This is a genomic window from Sphingomonas trueperi (assembly GCF_040545965.1).
Classification (GTDB): domain Bacteria; phylum Pseudomonadota; class Alphaproteobacteria; order Sphingomonadales; family Sphingomonadaceae; genus Sphingomonas; species Sphingomonas trueperi_C.
Map to the genome: position 1 here is coordinate 59,399 of NZ_JBEPMV010000001.1, position 20,024 is coordinate 79,422.

Genomic DNA, 20,024 nt, shown 5'->3' on the forward strand with positions numbered 1-20,024 from the left:
GACACCCGCCTGAGGCCCCTTTCGATGTACCGACGCACCGTCCGCTTGCTCGCCGCCACCGTGCTGGCCCTTGCCCCTGCCGCCGCATGGGCCGCGCAGGAGCAGCTCTACCAAGGCAGCGTCGGCACGGCGCGGATCGTGATGACGCTCAGCGAGGACAAGGCCGAGGTGTCCGGCCAGTATTTCTACCTCAGTTCGCGGCTCGACATCGATCTTTCGGGCAGCGTCCGCGGCCAGACGCTCGATCTCGAATCGCGGGTGACCGGCGACAAGCTGCATCTGACCCGCACCGGCGCGACGCTCAGCGGCACGCTGACCACCGCCAAGGCGAAGCGCCTGCCGGTGGCCCTACGCCCGGCGGGCGCGCCGGAGGGGCTGCCGGCCGACCTCCCGCCCAAGCTGAGCGCCTATGAGCGGTGGCATTTGACAGGTCTGAAGCTCACCCCGCAGCAGGCGGAGACGATCAACGGCAAGACGATCCGTTGGTACCGCGAGCCGCTGTCCGGCATGCGCCTGTTCCGCATCGAGAGCGGCTATGCCGCACCGGCCCTGGCGGCGGTCAACCATGCGCTCGCCCGCAACCAGTGGCAGGACGTCTCCGCCTGGTTCGCCTGCATCGGCTATGAGGGCGGCCCCGGCACCGATGTCGCTGAGGCACAGAAGCCGTGGCTGGGCGCGAACCACATGAGCTATGTGTGGAACGCGAGCTGGAGCTGCGCCGGCACCGCGCATCCGGACTTCGCCACCGCCGGCCACAGCTTCGACATGCGTACCGGCCGCGAGCTCCAGCTCGACGACCTCCTCCACTTCGGATCGACACCGGTTCCCGCGGAAGAGAGCGATGCCTGGTACAGCTATCGCAGCAAGCGCTTCGCGCCGGGCGTGGTGGCGCTTCTCCGGCGCTATCATCCCGAGGAGATGACAAAGCCGGCCGAGGGCGACGAGGACGGCTGCGACTATTCGGATCCGGAAGTGTGGGACTTCCCCGGCTGGGCGCTCTCGGAAAAGGGCTTGTGGCTCGGCGCCTATTTCGCCCGCGTGCAGCGCGCCTGCGACGCGCCGGACTGGTCGATCCTTCCCTGGTCGGCGATGGGGCTGAAGCTGGGCGAGCGGCCTTGATCAGGCGGCCCTGACGGCACCGCCTACGTGCCCCTGGACTAACATGCAATTCCATGAATATATAGCGCCGGGGGCAAGTGGGAGCGGGAGAACCCGTTCCCAACACGGAAGAGGATTCATGCGAAAAGCGCTTCTAGGCGCCGGCGTGGCATTGCTGCTGTCGGGAACTGCCCATGCCCAACAGCATTTCAAATTCTCCGCACATCTGACGTCGACACCCGGCTCGGGCGTGGTGACCGGCACGTTCGACGGCACGTTGAACGGCAACCTGATCACCAATCTCTCGAACATCTATGTGTTCGTCGACGGCGCCGCGTTCAACAGCAACGGCGCGCTATACAACTTCGCCTTCAACCTGTCCGATACGTCATGGACCGGCAACGCTGCCGTCGCATCGCTGGACGGAACGCAGAACAACTTCCTGTTCTCCGATGGCGATGTGGCCAACTATCAGCCGTATACGGGCTATTTCTACAGCCTCTCAAACTATGTCGACATTGCAATCATGCAAAGTACGTCGGCTAACTTCTTCGCGAACAGCCCCAGCAGCTTCCGCGCGGAGCTGGTGCCGGAGCCGGCGAGTTGGACGCTTATGATCGGCGGCTTCGGGCTGGTCGGTGCCGCCTTGCGGCAGCGGCGGAGCATGCGCGTCCGGTTCGCCTGATCGCCCCGCGCCCTCCTGCCAAGCGGGGGAGCGCCGAGCCCCCGATCAGCGCGCAGGGTGCGCCTTGGCCCAGTCGAGCGCGCCCTGCAGCGTCGTGACCCAGACGTCGCTGCGATGCTGTGCCAGCCAGGTGACGAAGGCGCGGTGCTCGGTATCGGGCACGGCCGAGTAATCCCCGCCGACACCGTGGAACAGGAACACCGCCCAGCCGCCGCCCTGCTCCGCCTCGCGGACATAGGCGATCATCTTCGCCGCCGTCGCGCCCTCACCAAAGCCGCGCGCGGGCACGTGCATGGGATCGGCCTTGGCGACATCGGCGCGGGCATCCGCCGGTGTGTCGACGACGCCGCGGACATAGGTGACGGTGCCCGCCTTGCGCAGGTCCTCCAGATAGTCCTTGCCCCCCGCCAGGCTCTGCCCGCAGGGCGTCGCGAAGCCGTGGCGGTCCTTGCCGTCCAGCGCGCGAAGCAGCACGTTCTGCTGGGCGATCTCGCGGAGCATGCTGGCGCTGGTGTACGCCTCGCTCACATAGCGCGGATCGGCGGGATAGACGTCGTGCGTGCAGGGGTGGAAGATGGTGTGGTTGGCAAGCTCGTGCCCGCCCTTCGCCGCCGCACGCCAGCGCTCGACATCGGCTTCCTTCACATTGGCGAGGAAGAAGGTGCCCTTCAGCCCGGCAGCATCGAGCGCCGGGATGGCGTGATCGAGCTGCGAGTCGAGCGCGTCGTCATAGGTGAGCACAACCGCCGCCTTGGCGCCGTTCGGCCAGCGCGTCTGCGCAGCTGCCGGCATCGCCATCCACGCGCAAAGCACCGCTGCTGCGAAAACCCGTCGCATCGCCCTCTCCTCCGATCCTCACGCTAGCCTAGCCCAGGACCGGAGGCGCGCAAGGACGGCGCCCAAAAAGAAAAGGGCCGGCGCACCGCCCGGTGCCCGGCCCCTTGTCTGTCGCCTGCGCCGATCAGCGCTGGCGCATCGTGCCCTGCGCCAGCTTTACCACCAGTCCCGAGAGCGTCGGGTAATTGGCCTTGTGATAGACCGAGTCGGTCGACAGCGCCGCGACCAGGCGGCGATGCGCCGTGCCCAGCGCATGGTACGGCACCGCCGGCAGCAGGTGGTGCAGCGCGTGATAGCGCAGGCCCACCGGCGCCCAGAGATAGGGCAGCAAGCCCGGCTCCGGCACGTTGACGCTGTCGAGATACTGCGCGGTCACGGTCAGCGGCTCGCCTTCATTCTCCCACAGATGCGCGATCAGCGTGCGGACCTGGTTGATCACCGCCGAGCAGGCGACGATCGCGATGTAGACGAGGAAGGCACGCAGCGGCAGGATACCCGCCACGGTGATGCCGATCAGCGTGATCGCGAACAGGCTCGCGCCCAGCTCCTGCCAGAACCACTGGCGGCGGAACTCGCCCTCGGGCGCACGGCGCTCGAACTTCGGATTGATCTGCAGCCCCGAGTAGCGCGCCACGACGAGGCGGCGCAGCTTCGGCGAGAAGAGCGACAGCGGCGCCAGCACTGCGAAGCGGAGCAGCAGCCCGATCGGCATCAGCACCGAGACGAGCAGGAACAGCGGCAGCGTCCACGGCTTCATCAGCGCGAGCGGCAGATATTCGGGATCCTGATCGGTGCCGTAGCGGGTGCGGGCATGGTGGATCGTGTGGATGCCCTCGTACATGAACGAGGGCAGCAGCAGCGGCACGCCGACGAACGCATTCCACGCGGTGCGGAAGCCCGGCAGCAGCGAATGCTTGAGATGGGTGATCTCGTGGATGAACAGCTCGGCGCGGTAGAGCGCCAGCACCGCGACGATGCCACCAATCACCGCCACCCAGGGCGAGGCCGCGAACATCGCAGTAGCCATGCCGGCATAGCCGATCGCCGCCGAAAGGAAGCAGTCGGTCCAGTACATCGCCTTGTTGGGCGTGTGGAGATCGCGGGTCAGCTCCGCGGCGGCGCGCAGCATCGCGCGGTCGTCGGGTACGCCCGAGAGCCGGATGCGCGCGATCGTCGCCGAGATTTCGGCGTCCGGTGCGTCCGGATGATCGAAGGCTAGCGATTGGGTCATGGGTAGTGCCATTGGCCTTAGATAGTGGCTACAAGGTGGCATTACAGGGCCCGTAAAGGGCAAGGCGCTGCACTGCCGCGTATAGCTTGACAGGCGCCTCCCGAAGCAAGACTGCATTGCGCCACATCAAGTTTTTCTGGGGACACTGCACGTGGCAAGCGCCGATCTCACGGTCCGGCCCGTTTCGGGCAAGGCGGATACCAAGGCTTTCATCGAACTCGCCTACCGCCTGAACGGCGACGATCCCAATTGGGTCGCCCCCTTGCGCGACGAAGTGGCGGGGACGATCGATCCGAAGAAGAATGGCTGGTTCAGCCACGCCGAAGGCCAGCTGTTCCTCGCCGAGCGCGGCGGCAAGGTCGTTGGCCGCATCTCGGCGCATATCGACACGCTGGCGCTGCAGATGCCGCCCGAGCAGGGCTTCGGCCCCGGCACCGGCTTCTGGGGGCTGTTCGAGGCCGAGGACGCCGAGGTCGCCGCCGCGGTGATCGCCCAGGCCGAGGAATGGCTGCGCGCCAAGGGCATGACCAAGGCGCTGGGCCCGGTGAGCCTGTCGATCTGGGAAGAGCCCGGCCTGCTGGTGAAGGGCCATGACCATTCGCCGACCGTGCTGATGGGCCACCATCCGGCGCGCTACCAGGGCTGGATCGAGGCGCAGGGCTATGGCCCCGCCAAGAAGCTGGTCACCTATGAGCTGGATATCAGCAAGGAATTCCCGCCGATCGTGCAGCGCATCGTCGCCGCCGGCGAGAAGAATGCGCGCATCCGCATCCGCGAGGTGAACAAGGCCAAGTTCGCCGAGGAAGCCGCGATCATCCTCTCCATCCTCAACGATGCCTGGGGGGACAATTGGGGGTTCGTGCCGCTCACCCAGCCCGAGGTGGACGATGTTGGCAAGAAGCTGAAGCCGCTGGTGTTCAACGACCTGATCCGCATCGCCGAATATGACGGCGAGCCGGTGGCGTTCATGGTCACCCTGCCCGACCTCAACGAGCCGCTGAAGCCGCTCAAGGGATCGCTGCTGCCGTTCGGCTGGATCAAGCTGCTGCTGTGGCTGCGTCGCCCCAAGGCGCGGACGATGCGCGTGCCGCTGATGGGCGTGGTGAAGCGGCTGCAGAGCTCGCGCATGGCGAGCCAGCTGGCCTTCATGATGATCGAATATATCCGCCGCGCGTCGGTGGCCAACTATGGCGCGAGCCGGGGCGAGATCGGCTGGATCCTCGACGACAACCAGGGGATGATCGCGATTGCCGATGCGATCGAAAGTAAGATCAACCGCGAATATATGATCTACCAGAAGGCGCTGTAAGGTCCGCGGTGGCAGCGGGCGGTCTTCCCGCCCGCTGCCGGCCGACGGCTTAGCGGGTCGCCAGCGGGTCGATGCCGGTGTCCTTGATCCACTGATCGCGGGTCTTGCACTGGCGCGGCGGTGCGATGCGGGTGCCGGTCGGCGCCTCGGACTGTACGCAGACCCGGACCGAACCGGCCGCGGTCTTTGCAGCGCTTTCGACGCGCTTTTCCTTGTCCGATGCGGCGCTGGCCGGGACGGCGGCGATAGCGACCAGGGCGCAAGCGCCGAACAGGGTGGCGCCGATGCGAGCGGTACGAGCGAACTTGGTCATGTCTCTTCTCCTGAAATAGGCGTGCGGGATCGTTCCGCCGCACGCGATGCGGGGGTTGGTACGCGTCTTGAATTGTCAGCGGTGGTTGCGGGCGATCAGTACTCGCGGAAGGGGTCGTTGCCTTCGCGGATCCAGGCCTCGCGGGTCTTGCACTGCTTGATCTTCTTGTCCGAGCCGTCGGCCGCCTTGCGCTCGACGCACCAGACGAACCGTCGGGCGATCGGGTCCAGCGAGCGAAGGTCCTTCTTCGCGGCCGCCTTGGTCTGCTCGGGCTCCGATGCAGCCTGAGCCGATGCCGCCGCGGTGAGGGTGGTGGCGAGCAGCACGGCGGCCGGTATCAGGCCGAGGATTTTTGGTGTGCGAATTGCGCTCATGTCAGGTTCCTGTCTGCTTCAAGGGCCGACGCTCCTTCGCTTTCGCCGGTACCTCGAAGTATTGCAGGACCTGTGCCAGTTTCCACCGACGCTTGTTTTCAATGACTTAGCAGAATTCACCGAAGTGTCATGGTGCCATAATACGGCATAACTAGCCAAGGGTTGGCGCTACACGCCAACCGCGCCGCCACGTCGGAAGAAAAGAAAGCCGGCCGTGCCGTGCCTAGCGCAGCGTCACCCAGGTCGGCGCATGATCGCTGGCCTTTTCGCGGCCGCGATAGTCCTTGTCGACGCCGGCGCCGGTGAAGCGGTCGGCGGCTTGCGGGCTGAGCAGCAGATGGTCGATGCGGAAGCCCGCGTCGCGCTGCCAGGCGCCCGCCTGATAGTCCCAAAAGGTCCACACGCCGCCCTTGGGAAAGCGGGTGCGCAGCGCATCGGTCCAGCCCTGGGCGAGCAGCATGCGGTAGCGCTCGCGCGATTCCGGCTGCATCAGCGCATCCTCGGCCATGGCGCGCACCGAGAAGGTGTCGTCGTCGTTCGGAATGACGTTGAAATCGCCGGCCAGGATCGCCGGCCGCTCCTCGGCGAGCAGCTGTGCCGCGCGATCGTAGAGCCGGTCCATCCAGCGCAGCTTGTAGTCGAACTTGGGGCCAGGCTGCGGATTGCCGTTGGGCAGGTACAGCCCGCCGACGATCAGGTCGCCGACTTCGGCCTCGATATAGCGGCTATGCGCATCCTCGGGATCGCCTGCGAGGCCGCGTTGGCGCTCGACCGGCTGCTGGCCCTTGGCGAGGATGGCTACGCCGTTGAAGCCCTTCTGCCCGTGCCACACCGCGCCGTAGCCCGCCGCCTCGATCGCGGCGACCGGCAGAGTATCGTCGGAGCTCTTCAGCTCCTGCAGGCACACGATGTCCGGCTGCTGCTCGGTGAGATACTCGACCAGGCGATCGATGCGCGCCTTGATGCCGTTGACGTTGTAGCTGACGATTTTCAAAGGGCTGCGCTCAGATCGAGAAGCTGGTGCCGCAACCGCAACCGGATGCCGCATTGGGGTTGGTCACCGCAAAATGCGCGCCGCCGAGATTGTCAATGAAATCCACCTGCGCGCCGCGGACCAGGTCGAGGCTGACCGGGTCGACCACCAGCCGCACGCCGTCGACTTCGGCGACACTGTCATCAGCGTCCACTTCCTCGGCCAGGCCAAAGCGATATTGGAAGCCCGAACAGCCGCCGCCTTCCACCGAAAGCCGCAGAATGGCGGGCTTGGCCTGCTTGGCGGCGATCGCGGCGACGCGCGCCGCGGCGGCGGGCGTCAGCGCGATGGTGGGCTGGTCGATGGTCGTCGTCATGGGCGTCAGATAATGCGCCCATGCCCGTCCGGCAATGCGCTCAGCGCTGGCCGCGCGGACCGCCGACGCCGCCGGCAACCGGTGCCTGCGCGATATATTCGCCCGACTGGATGAACGGGATCGGATTGATCGCGCGACCGTCCAGACGGACCTCGTAATGGAGGTGCGTACCGGTCGAGCGGCCGGTCGAGCCCATCAGGCCGATGATCTGGCCGCGGCGAACGCGGGTATTGTCCGCCACCAGGATCTTCGAGAGGTGGCCGTAGCGGGTTTCCATGCCATGGCCGTGGTTGATCTCGACCAGATTGCCATAGCCGCCCTGGCGACCCGCGTGGGAGACGATGCCGTCCGCCGTCGCGTAGATCGGGGTCCCCATCTGGCCGGGGATGTCGACGCCGGCATGCATCGCCGCGGTGCCGCGGAACGGGTCCGAACGGACGCCGTAATGCGAGGTGAAGCTGACATGCTGCACCGGCTGCATCGACGGGATCGCGATCGTGCTCGATTCGATCGAGTCGAGCTTCTTCCAGGTCTCGAACAGCGAACGGAACTGCGCGTCGGCATCGGCGGTCGTCGCCGCAGCGGCGTCCTCGTCGCTGACCGGCTCATACGGGCCGCCCATGGCGACATTGACCTTGACGAAGCGGTTGGGCGCAAGGCCGAGATGCTGTATGCGCGCGGCGGCCTGGCGGACCCGCGCCTCGCCCACCTTCTGCGCCTGCGCGGCGAGCGCGACCTGGCGCGCCTCGACCTTGCGCAGCGGCGCGACGATCTCGTCGGTCAGCGCGCTGGTCTGCTGCGGCACCGCCTTGAGATCGGCTTCGAGTACCGAACGATCGGCCTTGCCCGAGACAACGGCGTTCAGCACCGCCTGGCGCTGCTCGATCTTGGCGGCCTGGAGCTTGGCGGCGTCCTTGGCGGCGGCGACTTCGGCGCGCATATGGGCAACCTCGGCGCGCATCGCGGCGACCTGCGCCTCGGGCGAACCCGCCACCGGCGCGGTATAGGCGATCGCTCCGGCCATCGCCTGCGACATGCCATAACCGGAGAAGAGCACGGTCAGCGTCGCGGCGGTGGCGAACAGCGCCTGCGAACGGCCGCCCACGCTGAAGCGGCGCAGCTTGCCGCCTTCGTGGAGAATCACATCGCGGGTGGTGAAGAAGTCCCGGAACTTGCGTGCGAATTCGTCGTTCTTGCGTTCAGACGGTACAGCCATGAGTCCCCGGCGCATTCATGGAAGCGAAGCCGGTGCGACCCGACCTTCTACTTCAGGATGATGCGGACGGATTGGGCAGCCCCTGACCTCGCCGTCCCGCTTGGGGACTCTTTTGGAGGATAATCAGCCAGCGGCAAGCGCTTGGTAGTAATCCCGCGTCAGACCGGCTGCTTCGCGCGCCGAGTCGTTGAACGGCGGCTTAACGGCCCCGTGAAAATGGGTGCGGACCAGCGCGTGCCAGGTCGTTTCGGGTGTGCAATCGTCGGCCTTGCAGGCCGACTCAAACCACTCCGTACCAGCCCTTACGTGACGTACCTCATCGGTGACGATGCGCGTCAGAATCTTCGATGTGACCGTGTCGCCGGCCGCCTCGAACCGCTCGATCGTGGCCGGCGTGACGTCCAGTCCGCGCGCTTCCAGCACCATTGGCACAACGGCCAAACGTGCCTTGACATCGTGTGCGGTTTCGCTCGCGGCATCCCACAGACCATCATGCGCGGGCAGCGCGCCATAATGGCTGCCGAGGCTGCGCAGCCGCCGGTCGAGCAGCGCGAAATGCATCGCCTCGTCGGCGCCGACGCGCATCCAGTCGTCGGTGAAGCCGGTCGGGAATTGTGCGCCAAAGCGGCCGATCAGGTCGAAGGCCAGGTCGATCGCGACGAATTCGATATGCGCCAGCGCATGGATCAGCGCGATCCGCCCGCGTTCGGAACCGCCCTTCCCGCGCTTGGGCATGCGGTTGGGCGGCAGCAGCTCGGGCGCTTCCGGCCGCGCCGGGCGATCCGGCATGGCGACGTCGAAGCGGAAGTCGAGCCGGCCCAGCCGCCAGTCGCGTGCGGCGGCGCGGGCCTTCATCACCTTGTCGATAGGGTCGGCGGCGTCGAGCACCGCCCGCACCGCTTCGCCCACGCTGCGTCGTTCGGTCACCCGAGCGCCTTTGCCGCTTCCAGCACCTCGGCGGCGTGGCCGGGCACCTTCACCTTGCGCCAGGCGCGGACGAGCTTGCCGGACGCGTCGAACAGGAAGGTCGAGCGCTCGATACCCATATATTTCTTGCCGTACATCGACTTCTCGACCCACACGCCCAGCGCCTCCATCAGCGCACCTTCATCGGTGGCGAGCGGCACGGTGAGGTCATACTTGGCGGTGAACTTCTGGTGTTTGGCGGGCGGATCCTTCGAGATGCCGAGGATATTCACCCCGAGCGCGGTGAACTCCGGCATCAGCGCGGTGAAGTCCTGCGCCTCGCGGGTGCAGCCCGAGGTATCGTCCTTCGGATAGAAATAGAGGACGAACGGCGCGCCCGCGCCCCATTCGGGAAGCGCGATGTCGCTCCCGTCCGCCGCTACCAGCACGCCCTTCGGGAGCGCGTCGCCCTGCTCGATGCTCATCATCTGGTCTCCGTCAGTTGCCGGCCTGAATATCGGCCCAGCATTGGCGCACCTCCTGCCGCGTCGCATCGAGCGTCGCAACCACCGCTTCCCAATCGGGCAGGCCGAGCGCGCGGGCGATCAGCGCGCGGGTGCGCTCGCCCGGCGGCTGTGCGTCGGGGGCGACGAGCCGGAGCGTGACCAGTAGGCGCGTGAGGAAATCGTGCGCCGGCCGCAGCGCCGGGGGCACGATCCCCTGCGCCACCAGCGCGTCGATCGCCTTGCCCAGCTGCGGATCGAAGCCGGTGCGATGGCAGAGCTGCTGGACGTGCACCGCGAACTCCAGGTCGACCAGCCCGCCGTCGAGCAGCTTGGCGTCGAGCGGGCCCGCCGGCGGCTTGTGCGCGGCCATATCGGCGCGCATCTTGGCGGCATCGGCGAGGATGTCGCGCTCGGGTCGTGCGCCGTGGAGCACACGGCGAATGATCGCCTGCACCTGCGCGCGCGCCGCCGCCGAGCCGAACACCGGCCGCGCGCGGGTGAGCGCCATATGCTCCCAGGTCCAGGCGTCCTTTTCCTGATAGGTCGCAAAGCCTTCGAGCGAGACCGACAAGGGCCCCTGGGTGCCCGAGGGCCGCAGCCGCGTGTCGACTTCGTAGAGCGGGCCGGCGGCGGTGGGCACCGAGAGCGCGGCCGTCACCCGCTGCGCCAGCCGGTTGTAATAGGTGACGGCGCCGAGCGGCCGCCGCCCGTCCGATTCCGCGGCATAGTCGCCGGTGAACAGGTAGATCAGGTCGAGATCCGAGGCGTGGGTGAGCGCGCCGCCGCCCATCCGCCCGAGCGCGAGGATCACCAGCTCGCTGCCGGGCACGTGGCCGTGCTGGCCGGCGAACTCCTCCACCGTGGCGGCCGTCAGCACCTCAATCGCGGCCTCGGCCACCCGAGCGTATCCGGCGGAGACTTCGAGCGGATCGCTCGCGCCCGCGACGATCTGCGCGCCGAGCGCAAAGCGTTTCTCGTTGACGATGCGGCGGACATGTTCGAGCCGCCATTGATAGTCCGCGCCGCGCTCGGCAGCCGCCATCGCCGCGACGAGCTCGGGCACGTCGCCCACTCGGGCGAGCGCGCTGGCATCGATCAGCCCGTCGAGCAGTTCCGCGCGGCGTCCGAGCTGCTCGGCCAGCGTCGGCGCATGGCTGAGGATCGCGCTGAGCAGCCGGGTGAGCGCCGGTTGCGCCTCGAGCAGGCGGAAGATATTCACCGCGCTCGGCAGCCGCTTGAGCATCGCGTCGAAGCGGGTGATCGCATGCTGCGGATCGGGCGCGTCGCCGAAGCCCGCCATCAGCGTCGGCAGCACCGCCTCCAGCGCGCTCTGCGCCGCCGGGCTGCGCAGCGCGGGATAGGTCGCGCCGCGCCAGCCCTCCACCACGCGGCGCGCGACGTCTGCATCGGGGAAGCCCGCCTGCGCCAGCCGCTCGCCCAACGTGTCGGGGTCACTCGGCAGCCCGCTGCCGCCCGCCTCGGCCAGCGCGTCGTAGATGCGGCCGACCCGCTCGACATGCGGCTGGAGCAGCGCGATCAGCGCCGCGCCGTCCGCCACCCCGTGCAGCCGCGCGACATGGTCGAGCGCCGCCGGATCGCTCGGCAGCGTATGCGTCTGGCGATCGTCGATCATCTGCAGGCGATGCTCGATCGTGCGGAGCAACACATAGGCCTCGTCGAGCGCCGCCGCCTCGCCCGCATCAATCCGCCCCGCCGCCGCCAGCGCCGCGAGCGCATCGCGGGTGGCGGGCACGCGCAGCGCGGGGTCTCGGCCGCCATGGATAAGCTGGTGGATCTGCGCGAAGAACTCGACCTCGCGGATGCCGCCCCGGCCCCGCTTGAGATCATAGCCGGGGCCGAAGCGCTGGCCCTGCTGGTAATGGTCGCGGATGCGGCGGGAGATCTCCTGGATCTCGCGGATCGTGCCATAGTCGAGCGCGCGCCGCCACACGAAGGGACGGATCGCATCGAGGAAGCTTTCGCCGAGCGCGGCGTCGCCACCGGCGACACGGGCGCGGATGAAGGCGGCGCGCTCCCAGGGCAGCGCTTGGCTCTCATAATAGCTGATCGCCGCCTCCACCGGCAGCGCGATCGGCGTCACCTCGGGCGAGGGGCGCAGCCGCAGGTCGACGCGGAGTACATAGCCGTCGCCGTCGCGCGCCTGGAGGATCTCCAGCACCCGCCGCGCGATCCGCACCGCCGCTTCCTCGGGCACCTCGCGCGCGCGGCAGGGCAGCGTCGCGGGGTCGAAGATCAGGATGGGGTCGATGTCCGACGAGTAATTGAGCTCGCGGCTGCCCTGCTTGCCCAGCGCGATCGCGGCAAAGCCCTGCGGTTCGGCATCGGGGGTGCGCTCGCGGATCGCGGCGCGAATCGCGCGGTCGAGCGCGTCGTCGGCAAAGTCGCTGAGCAGCCGCGTGGTGCGGCCGAAGTCATAGGCGCCGGAGAGGTCCCCGATCGCCGCTATCAGCGCCAGCCGCCGCCGCTGGATGCGCAGCGCCTGCGGCTCGGCCATGTCCCGGGTCGGGGCGGACGAGACACCTATCGGGTCGGCAAGCGCGGCGGCGGGGTTCTCCGCAATGTCGCCCTCGCGCCCCAAGACGACGCCAAGAAACGGGGAATGCTCGGAAATACGCGCCAGCGCGGCGGAGATGTCGGAATCGGTCACGCGGAAACCTGTCGTCCAAAAACCGTAAATCTGCGATGAAACGCAACTATCGCAAGCAACGAAAGCGCCCCAGGGCCGTTGGGGGAGCGTGGTTCAGACAACTCCCTCCAAGGCCCGGGCGGCAGACGCAGCGACACCCTGTCGCATCGAGCCGCCGCGTGCGTGCGACGGGATCGGTCGGGCGATCGCCAATGCCTATGCGCGCGACCTCGGCCTGCCGCAGGACATGGCGGTGCTGCTCGCCAGGCTGAACGACCGCGACCCTCGCTGCCACTGGTAGGCGTCACCGCCCCTGCATGTCCCGGTGGGCGCTCGGCATGCGCACCGTCAGCCCGTCCAGCGCCTCGGTGAGCAGGATCTGGCAGGCCAGCCGGCTGGTCCGCACCGCGCCCATTGCGAGATCGAGCATATCCTCTTCCGCCTCGCTCGCCGGCGGCAGTCGCTCGAAATCGGCGGGCGCGACGATCACATGGCAGGTCGAACATGCCATCTGCCCCTCGCACGTCCCCTCCAGCGGCTGACCGGCATTCTGCGCCACTTCGAGCAGCCGCGCGCCGGGCGGCGCCTGCACTTCCTGCACCGCGCCGCTCGCCGCTTCGAACCGCACCCGGATCATGCGGCTACCCGCTGGGCGTCGGCGGCGGCGCAAATACGGTCGAGTGCGGTCATCAATTCCTCCTCGGAAGTCATCCGGCCGAAGCCGATGCGGATACTGGAACGCGCCTGCGCGTCCGAAAGCCCAAGCGCGCGCAGCACATGGCTCGGCCGCCCCGAGCCGCTGGCGCAGGCCGAGCCGGCAGAAAAGGCGATGTCGCGCAGGTCGGACATCAGCAGGGCGACGTCGAGCCCGTCGCGGCGGAGGTTGAGATTGCCGTGATAGCGGTGGGTGGCGGAGCCGTTGAGGGTCCATCCTGCAGTCCCCCTACCGCTTGCGGGAGGGTGGGGGGATAGTTGGAGGCGCTCGGCGGCCAGTGCGAACAAGCGGGCGACATGGTCTGCGTCGGCCTCGGCTCGCATCGCCGCCACCTTGGCCGCAGCCCCGAACCCGGCACACAGCGCCGGCGACAGCGTCCCCGAGCGCCCGAGCGCTTCCTGCCCCCCGCCGTGCAGCAGCGGCGCCAGCGTCACCCCGTCGCGCACCCACAGCGCGCCGATGCCCTTGGGCCCGTGGATCTTGTGCGCGGAGATCGCCACCAGGTCGCACGCCGGCGGGATCGGCACCCGACCATAGCCCTGCACCGCGTCGCAGAGGAACAGCGCCCCCGCCGCATGGCCGATCTCCGTCAGTTCCGCGATCGGCTGAATCACCCCGATCTCGTTGTTGACCAGCATCGCCGCGACGAGCCCGGTGCCCGGCACGATCGCCGCACGGGCGACCGCCAGATCCACCAGCCCGTCAGTACCAACCGGCAGCACCGTCACCGGCCGCCCCGTCGCCGCCACCGTGTCCAGCACCGCCGCATGCTCGGTGGCCAGCGTGACGATGGGCCCGCTGGTGCCCTTGATCGCCCAGTTGAGCGCCTCGGTCGCGCCGCTGGTAAAGGCGAGGCTTCCCCCCGCCGGCAGCAGCGCCCCCACCTGCGCGCGCGCGACTTCCACCGCCGCCCGCGCCGCGCGGCCCGGCGCGTGCGGAGAATGTGGATTGGCGTGCAGCGCCTCCAGCCAGGGCAGCAGCGCGGCCAGCGCTTGGGGGTCGAGCGGCGTGGTCGCCTGATAGTCGAGATAGATCATGCCGCCCGCGCCCGTGCGTCCAGGAAGGTCGCGCGCCACAGTTCGGCGAAGCGATCGACTTCGGCCTCCGTGGTGCTCCGCCCGAAGCTGACCCGCGCGACTTCGCGCAGCGCAGGCTCGGTCCAGCCCATCGCGGTCAGCACATGGCTGGGCCGCATGCTCCCCGAGGAACAGGCGCTGCCCGCCGACACGGCGACACCCGCAAGATCAAAGCGGATCAGCTGCGCTGCGGAGGATACGCCCGGCATCCGATAGGCCCCGATCAGCGGGCTGCGGGGGCTCTCCGCCCCCACCACTTCGCCGCCCGCCGCAAGGATCGCCGCCTCCAGCCCCGCGCGCAGCCGGGCCATTTCCGCCATATCCTCGGGCACCGCCACGGCGGCCGCATAGCCGAGCGCGCCGGGCAGGTTCTCGGTCCCCGCGCGATAGCCCTTTTCCTGGCCGCCGGTCGGCAGCAGCACGCCCAGATCGCGGACCAGCAGCGCCCCGATCCCCGGCGGCCCGCCGCGCTTGTGGGCGGAGACGGCGACCAGATCGGCATGGCGCAGCACCTCGGCATCGGCATGCGCTGGCATCTGCGCGGCATCGACCAGCAGCAGCCCGCCCGCGCCGTGCACAATGTCGGCAATCGCCGCGATCGGCTGGCGCACCCCGGTCTCGCTGTTCGCCCATTGCACGCACACCAGCGTCTGGCCCTCGCCCTGCAGCGCGGCCGCCAGCGCATCCAGGTTCAGCAGCCCGCCAGCGGTCACCGGCAGCACCGTCGCGCCCTCGCCCAGCCGCAGCACGGCATCATGCTCCACCGCGGTGATGAGCCGCCGCTCGGCGACGCTCCGATTCATCGCGATCGCCAGCGATTCGCTCGCGCCGCTGGTCAGCAGCAGCTCGTGCGCCCAGCCATAGGCCGCTGCGATCCGGCGCCGGGCATCCTCCAGCACCGCCCGCGCTGCGCGCCCGTCGCCATGCGGCGAGGAGGGGTTCGCCCAGCGCTGCATGCCTTCGACCACCGCTGCGACTGCTTCCGGCAGCATCGGGGTCGTCGCGGCGTGATCCAGATAGAGTCGAGCGGCCAATGGCGTTCCAATTGCGTGAAGGGACCCGCTGCCTATATAGCGACCATGTTCCTGCGCTCCACCGCGCATCTCCCTATTGAACAGGATCCGCCTTGCCCGAAGTCATTTTCCCCGGACCCGAAGGCCGCCTCGAGGGCCGCTTCGCTCCCGCGCCGCGCCCGCGCGCACCGGTCGCGATGATCCTCCACCCGCACCCGAATGCGGGCGGCACGATGAACAACCGCATCGTCCAGGATCTCTACAAGACCTTCCAGCGTCGCGGCTTCGCCACGCTGCGCTTCAATTTCCGCGGCGTCGGCAAGAGCCAGGGCACCTTCGACAACGGCATTGGCGAGCTTTCGGACGCCGCCAGCGCGCTCGACTGGGTGCAGAGCTTCCACCCCGAGGCGTCGTCCACCTGGGTCGCGGGCTTCGGCTTCGGCGCCTGGATCGGCATGCAGCTGCTGATGCGCCGCCCGGAAATCCGCGGCTTCATTTCGGTCGCGCCGCCGGCGAACATGTTCGACTTCACCTTCCTCGCCCCTTGCCCCAGCTCGGGCATCATCATTCAGGGCGAGCAGGACGAGGTGGTCACGCCGGGTGCGGTGCAGAAGCTGGTCGACAAGCTGCGCACCCAGAAGCACATCACCATCCACCACGACACCATCCCGGGCGCGAACCATTTCTTCGAGCACGAGATGGACCAGCTGATGGGTTCGGTCGACCGCTATCTCGACATGCGGCTCGACCCCAACTGCCCGATCCGCTGAGGATCCTTGCGGCTCAGCGCGGCGCGAAGGTCGCGCTGAGCCAGCGATCGACCACGGCGGTGGCGGGATAGTCCGCCTCGCCCAGTTGCCGGTTCATCGCGACATGGCCACGCAGGCCCTGGCCCTCAAAGCCCTGCACCTCCACCTTCGATCCTTCCGCGCGCAGCGCCTTGGCGAGCGCTTCGGACTGGCGCGTGCCGTCCTCGCGCTGGACGTGCAGGATCAGGAACGACAGCACGTTCGGTCCTTTGGTATGCGCGATCGGCGACAGTGCGCGCTGCCGCGCGGGATCGCTGCCGAACGCCTCGGAATAGATCGGCCGCATGAAGCGTCCGGCCTCGGCCATCTGCGCGGGAACGTCATAGGCCGCACCGTCGAGCAGCACCACGCCGCGCAGCTGGTCCAGCATAAGGTCCTGCGCGTGCATGTAGCGCGGATCGGTGCCGACCAGCGCGGCGAGATGCGCACCCGCGCTATGCCCCATCAGCACCATGCGGCCCGGATTGAAGCCGAGCTCACGGGCATGCGCCACCAGCCAGGCGAGCGCGGCGGCCACGTCCTGCGCCTGCTGCTCGACGGTGGCACCGGGCACCAGCCGATAGTTGATCGTGGCAAACGCATAGCCCTCGCCGGTGAAATGCCGGATCTTGGCCGCCCCGGTCGCATTGTCCTTGGAACCATGCTCCCAGCCGCCGCCATGGACGAAGACGATCAGCGGCGGCGCGCTGCGGGTGGGGACGGTCGGCGGGTAGTAGTCCAGCTTCTGCTCGGGCGCGGCGCCATAGGCGAGATTGCGCTTCGGCGCGAAGGCGAAGGGCGTCGCCGGCGCGACCTGCTGCTGGGCGAGCACGGGCGGACCCGCGAGGAACAGTCCGGCTACCACCCATCCGATCGCGCGCATCCTGGCTCTCCTGCTGCGGGCGAAAGGTATCGCGAGGGGAATGGGCGGGTCGACTCGAAAAAGGTCGCAAGATGTAACGTGCCGAAGATCCTCCCCTGCAAGGGGAGGGGGACCGCGCCGAAGGCGCGGTGGAGGGGTGTCCTGGTTCAAGGCGTGGACGACGCTACCAGTGTGGACGCCCCTCCGTCATGCCTTCGGCATGCCACCTCCCCTTCCAGGGGAGGATTGAAGGATCAGACCGTCCAGATCAGCACGTTGGTCAAAATTACCAGCGCACATACCAGCATCAGCACGCCGCGCTGCCGGTCGCCGCGGCGGAGCACCGTCACCCCGCCCCAGGCGAGCGCGAACACCGCCAGCATGGCGATGCCCATCGTCAGCGGATAGAGGCCGGAAAGGCCGCTCAGGTCACCACCGCCCATACGGTCACGCCCGTGACGACGCAGACGCAGCAGCAGGCAGCTGCCGCCGCGAGCTTGGGATCGCTGCGATACGCGATCCGCAGCGCGAACCAGAGGAAATGGCCGAGCGCCAGCGTGCCGATGCTGGCGACTTGGGCGATTGCCCCGCCGATCGGATTACCGCGATCATTCCGTGCCCCCGAGCGCGCGCGCATAGTCCTCCTGGTCGACATTGCCGCCCGAAACGATCACCAGCGTTCCGAGTTCCGCGGATAGTTTTCCAGCAAGCAGTGCCGCGATTCCCGCCGCCCCGCCCGGCTCCACCACCAGCCGCAACTTCGCTGCCGCCCAGCGCTGTGCCGCCCGGATTTCAGCCTCGCTTACCGCGATGCCGGTCGCACCGCGCCGGGCAAGCACCTCGAAGGTAAGCGGAGAAACCCGCTGCGTCTGCAGCGAATCGCACGCCGTGGGCGGCGGATTGTCGCCAACCGGTTCGATCCAACCCGCTTCGAGACTCCGGCGCATGTCGTCCCAGCCTTCGGGCTCTACGGGGTAGATCTCCGCCTCGGGCAGCGCCAGCGCCAGTCCGGCGGAGAGCCCGCCGCCGCCGCAGGGCACCAGCACCCGAGTCGGGCCTTCCAACCCCGCCTCGGCCATCTGCTTCGCCGCTTCGATCCCGGCGCTCCCCTGCCCCTCGATGATCCAGGTATCGTCGAAGCTCGGCACCAGCGCGGCGCCGCGGGCGTGGGCGAGCTGCTCGGCGATCTTCTCGCGGCTTTCGGTGCGGCGATCATAGCGGACCACCTCAGCCCCAAGCGCCAGCGTCGCCTCCAGCTTCACCTTGGGCGCGTCGGACGGCATCACGATCACCGCCGGGATGCCCAGCCGCTTCGCCGCCCACGCGACGCCCTGCGCGTGGTTGCCCGAGGAGAATGCGACCACGCCCTTGTCGCGCACCCGTTCGTCCAACGCGGTCAGCCGATGCCACGCGCCGCGGATCTTGAAGGCGCCGATCGGCTGCAGGCTTTCCGCCTTGAACGCCACGGGCACGCCGCGCACCTCCTGCACCAGCAAAGGCGTCGGCGGGAGGATCGCCGCGACTTTGGCGGCGGCATCGCGGACCCCAGCGCGGGTGGGCTGTCGCAGAATCGTCACAGGGCATCCTCTCACCGTGAAAAAACGGACCCCGGAATCACTTTACACGGGGGTCCGACGCGCATATGTGCGCTCCTCCGCTGCCCCATGGGACTTCCAACCGCAAGGCAGCTTTTCGTCAATGTTTGCCTCACGGCATTTGGAGGTCCCTTGAGTTGCACAAGCATCATCGCGCGCTGGGGTTAGCGACCACCCTCGTCGGCACCACCCGAGTGGCCGACATCGCTAAGCTTCGTCCGGTCCAGCCGGTAACGCTCGTCCGCCCGCACGCCGCATCGCGTGCGGCCCGTTTCTTCGCCGAGAAGTTTCCGGGTCGCTCGATGTATGCCGTGAAGGCCAATCCCTCGCCGGATCTGATCCAGATTCTGTGGGAGAGCGGAATCACGCATTTCGACGTCGCATCGATCGCCGAGGTTCGCCTCGTGGCCGGTGTCGCGCCGGAAGCAACCCTGTGCTTCATGCACCCGGTAAAGGCTGAGGAAGCCATCGCCGAGGCGTATTTCGGGCACGGCGTGCGCGTATTCAGCCTGGACAGCATGGAAGAGCTGGACAAGATCGTTCGCGCCACCAAGGGCGCCACCGATTTAACGCTGTGCGTACGCCTCCGCGTCTCGTCGGATCACTCGAAGCTCAGCCTCGCGTCGAAGTTCGGCGTCGGCCCGGGCGAGAGCAAGGACCTGCTGATCGCGGTTCGCCAGGTGGCGGATGCCCTGGGCATCTGCTTCCATGTCGGCAGCCAGGCGATGTCGCCGGAAGCCTATGCCAATGCGATGGAGCGCGCCCGCGCCGCCATCGTCGAGGCGGGCGTCACCGTGGACGTCGTCGATGTCGGTGGCGGGTTCCCGTCCAGCTATCCCGGCATGGAGCCGCCGCCGCTCGAGCGCTATTTCGCGACGATCCACCGCGCCTTCGAAAGCCTGCCGATTTCCTATTCGGCGGAGCTGTGGGCCGAGCCGGGCCGTGCGCTGTGCGCCGAGTACAGCTCGCTGATCGTGCGCGTCGAGCGTCGTCGCGGCGACGAGCTGTACATCAACGACGGCGCGTACGGCGCGCTGTTCGATGCGGCGCATATCGGCTGGCGCTTCCCGGTCCGTCTGCTGCGCGAGCCGGATTCGAACGCCAAGGACATGGGCTTCAGCTTCTACGGCCCCACCTGCGACGACATGGATCGCATGGCGGGCCCGTTCGAGCTGCCGGCCGACATCCAGGCGGGCGACTATATCGAGATCGGCATGCTCGGCGCCTATGGTGCGGCGATGCGTACCGGCTTCAACGGCTTCACCGCCGGCGACACGGTGATCGTCGATGACGAGCCGATGGTCTCGCTCTACACCGGCGAAGACGAGGCGGCTGAGGTTTCCTCGAACGTCGTCAAGCTGTAACGCTGCAGCCGTAGCGAACGAAGATACTCCCCTCCCGCGTGCGGGAGGGGCTGGGGGTGGGCCCCCGATATCCTCGCGCCGGATCGCCGGTGGCGAGCGGGCGCCCACCCCCCGGCCCCCTCCCGCATGCGGGAGGGGGA

The 20,024-nt window shown here is 68.3% G+C and carries 23 protein-coding genes; 6 read left to right on the forward strand and 17 right to left on the reverse strand.

Going from position 1 to position 20,024, the window contains the following annotated elements:
* Positions 1-24: 24 nt before the first annotated feature.
* Entirely contained in the window at positions 25-1,119 is a 1,095-nt protein-coding gene (locus ABIC35_RS00300; protein WP_121078150.1) for a hypothetical protein, read from the forward strand.
* A 118-nt stretch (positions 1,120-1,237) separates the two neighbouring features.
* Complete coding sequence (locus ABIC35_RS00305; RefSeq protein ID WP_121078152.1) at positions 1,238-1,783, forward strand: PEPxxWA-CTERM sorting domain-containing protein; 546 nt, start codon at positions 1,238-1,240, stop codon at positions 1,781-1,783.
* A gap of 45 nt (positions 1,784-1,828) precedes the next feature.
* Here ABIC35_RS00305 and ABIC35_RS00310 read toward each other — a convergent pair whose 3' ends face one another.
* A complete protein-coding gene (locus ABIC35_RS00310) occupies positions 1,829-2,620 on the reverse strand; it encodes a polysaccharide deacetylase family protein (RefSeq protein WP_121078154.1) in 792 nt (263 codons plus the stop codon).
* Positions 2,621-2,744: 124 nt separating this feature from the next.
* A complete protein-coding gene (locus tag ABIC35_RS00315) occupies positions 2,745-3,851 on the reverse strand; it encodes a fatty acid desaturase family protein (protein WP_121078156.1) in 1,107 nt (368 codons plus the stop codon).
* Between the two features lie 151 nt (positions 3,852-4,002).
* On the opposite strand from ABIC35_RS00315, the gene ABIC35_RS00320 reads away from it, so the two are divergent.
* Entirely contained in the window at positions 4,003-5,160 is a 1,158-nt protein-coding gene (locus ABIC35_RS00320) for an N-acetyltransferase (protein WP_121078158.1), read from the forward strand.
* Positions 5,161-5,209: 49 nt separating this feature from the next.
* On the opposite strand, the gene ABIC35_RS00325 is transcribed toward ABIC35_RS00320, so the two are convergent.
* The 8 genes from ABIC35_RS00325 to ABIC35_RS00360 form a co-directional block, all read right to left on the reverse strand.
* Positions 5,210-5,473, reverse strand: a complete 264-nt coding sequence (locus ABIC35_RS00325; protein ID WP_121078160.1) for a hypothetical protein — start codon at positions 5,471-5,473, stop codon at positions 5,210-5,212.
* Positions 5,474-5,568: 95 nt separating this feature from the next.
* Entirely contained in the window at positions 5,569-5,847 is a 279-nt protein-coding gene (locus tag ABIC35_RS00330; RefSeq protein ID WP_147425895.1) for a hypothetical protein, read from the reverse strand.
* Positions 5,848-6,070: 223 nt separating this feature from the next.
* Positions 6,071-6,841: an exodeoxyribonuclease III gene (gene xth / locus ABIC35_RS00335; RefSeq protein ID WP_121078164.1), complete on the reverse strand. Its 771-nt coding sequence runs from the start codon at positions 6,839-6,841 to the stop codon at positions 6,071-6,073.
* A 10-nt stretch (positions 6,842-6,851) separates the two neighbouring features.
* Positions 6,852-7,196 carry an iron-sulfur cluster insertion protein ErpA gene (erpA, locus tag ABIC35_RS00340; protein WP_121079512.1) on the reverse strand — a complete coding sequence of 115 codons (345 nt, stop codon included), beginning with the start codon at positions 7,194-7,196 and terminating at the stop codon, positions 6,852-6,854.
* A 40-nt stretch (positions 7,197-7,236) separates the two neighbouring features.
* On the reverse strand, positions 7,237-8,412 hold the full coding sequence (locus ABIC35_RS00345; RefSeq protein ID WP_121078166.1) for a M23 family metallopeptidase: 1,176 nt from the start codon (positions 8,410-8,412) through the stop codon (positions 7,237-7,239).
* A gap of 123 nt (positions 8,413-8,535) precedes the next feature.
* On the reverse strand, positions 8,536-9,339 hold the full coding sequence (locus ABIC35_RS00350; RefSeq protein ID WP_354278141.1) for a ferritin-like domain-containing protein: 804 nt from the start codon (positions 9,337-9,339) through the stop codon (positions 8,536-8,538).
* Entirely contained in the window at positions 9,336-9,806 is a 471-nt protein-coding gene (locus tag ABIC35_RS00355; RefSeq protein WP_121078168.1) for a peroxiredoxin, read from the reverse strand. The genes ABIC35_RS00350 and ABIC35_RS00355 overlap by 4 nt, the downstream gene beginning before the upstream one ends.
* 10 nt (positions 9,807-9,816) lie before the next feature.
* The gene (locus ABIC35_RS00360; protein WP_121078170.1) at positions 9,817-12,492 is read right to left on the reverse strand and encodes a bifunctional [glutamine synthetase] adenylyltransferase/[glutamine synthetase]-adenylyl-L-tyrosine phosphorylase; all 2,676 of its coding nucleotides are present in this window, start codon (positions 12,490-12,492) and stop codon (positions 9,817-9,819) included.
* Between the two features lie 88 nt (positions 12,493-12,580).
* On the opposite strand from ABIC35_RS00360, the gene ABIC35_RS00365 reads away from it, so the two are divergent.
* Positions 12,581-12,772, forward strand: coding sequence for a hypothetical protein (locus tag ABIC35_RS00365; protein WP_147425896.1), 192 nt, complete (start codon positions 12,581-12,583; stop codon positions 12,770-12,772).
* Positions 12,773-12,775: 3 nt separating this feature from the next.
* Here the strand turns inward: ABIC35_RS00365 and ABIC35_RS00370 are convergent, their stop codons facing one another.
* The 3 genes from ABIC35_RS00370 to ABIC35_RS00380 are packed head-to-tail and all read right to left on the reverse strand — an operon-like array spanning position 12,776 to position 15,296.
* Positions 12,776-13,108, reverse strand: coding sequence for a 2Fe-2S iron-sulfur cluster-binding protein (locus tag ABIC35_RS00370; protein ID WP_121078172.1), 333 nt, complete (start codon positions 13,106-13,108; stop codon positions 12,776-12,778).
* Positions 13,105-14,223, reverse strand: coding sequence for a cysteine desulfurase family protein (locus tag ABIC35_RS00375; protein ID WP_121079516.1), 1,119 nt, complete (start codon positions 14,221-14,223; stop codon positions 13,105-13,107). Before ABIC35_RS00375 ends, ABIC35_RS00370 begins: the two co-directional genes overlap by 4 nt.
* On the reverse strand, positions 14,220-15,296 hold the full coding sequence (locus ABIC35_RS00380; RefSeq protein WP_121078174.1) for a cysteine desulfurase family protein: 1,077 nt from the start codon (positions 15,294-15,296) through the stop codon (positions 14,220-14,222). Before ABIC35_RS00380 ends, ABIC35_RS00375 begins: the two co-directional genes overlap by 4 nt.
* Before the next feature lie 92 nt (positions 15,297-15,388).
* Between ABIC35_RS00380 and ABIC35_RS00385 the strand changes: the two genes are divergently transcribed.
* Positions 15,389-16,045, forward strand: a complete 657-nt coding sequence (locus tag ABIC35_RS00385) for an alpha/beta hydrolase (RefSeq protein ID WP_064313821.1) — start codon at positions 15,389-15,391, stop codon at positions 16,043-16,045.
* Between the two features lie 13 nt (positions 16,046-16,058).
* Here ABIC35_RS00385 and ABIC35_RS00390 read toward each other — a convergent pair whose 3' ends face one another.
* The 4 genes from ABIC35_RS00390 to ABIC35_RS00405 form a co-directional block, all read right to left on the reverse strand.
* Positions 16,059-16,946: an alpha/beta hydrolase gene (locus ABIC35_RS00390; RefSeq protein WP_121078176.1), complete on the reverse strand. Its 888-nt coding sequence runs from the start codon at positions 16,944-16,946 to the stop codon at positions 16,059-16,061.
* Positions 16,947-17,179: 233 nt separating this feature from the next.
* On the reverse strand, positions 17,180-17,368 hold the full coding sequence (locus ABIC35_RS00395) for a hypothetical protein (RefSeq protein ID WP_121078178.1): 189 nt from the start codon (positions 17,366-17,368) through the stop codon (positions 17,180-17,182).
* Entirely contained in the window at positions 17,350-17,562 is a 213-nt protein-coding gene (locus tag ABIC35_RS00400) for a hypothetical protein (RefSeq protein WP_121078180.1), read from the reverse strand. Before ABIC35_RS00400 ends, ABIC35_RS00395 begins: the two co-directional genes overlap by 19 nt.
* Positions 17,534-18,502 (reverse strand): threonine ammonia-lyase, encoded by a 969-nt coding sequence (locus ABIC35_RS00405; RefSeq protein ID WP_121078182.1) that lies wholly within the window; start codon positions 18,500-18,502, stop codon positions 17,534-17,536. Before ABIC35_RS00405 ends, ABIC35_RS00400 begins: the two co-directional genes overlap by 29 nt.
* 155 nt (positions 18,503-18,657) lie before the next feature.
* On the opposite strand from ABIC35_RS00405, the gene ABIC35_RS00410 reads away from it, so the two are divergent.
* Positions 18,658-19,884, forward strand: a complete 1,227-nt coding sequence (locus ABIC35_RS00410) for a type III PLP-dependent enzyme (RefSeq protein WP_121078184.1) — start codon at positions 18,658-18,660, stop codon at positions 19,882-19,884.
* The last annotated feature ends 140 nt before the right edge of the window (positions 19,885-20,024 follow it).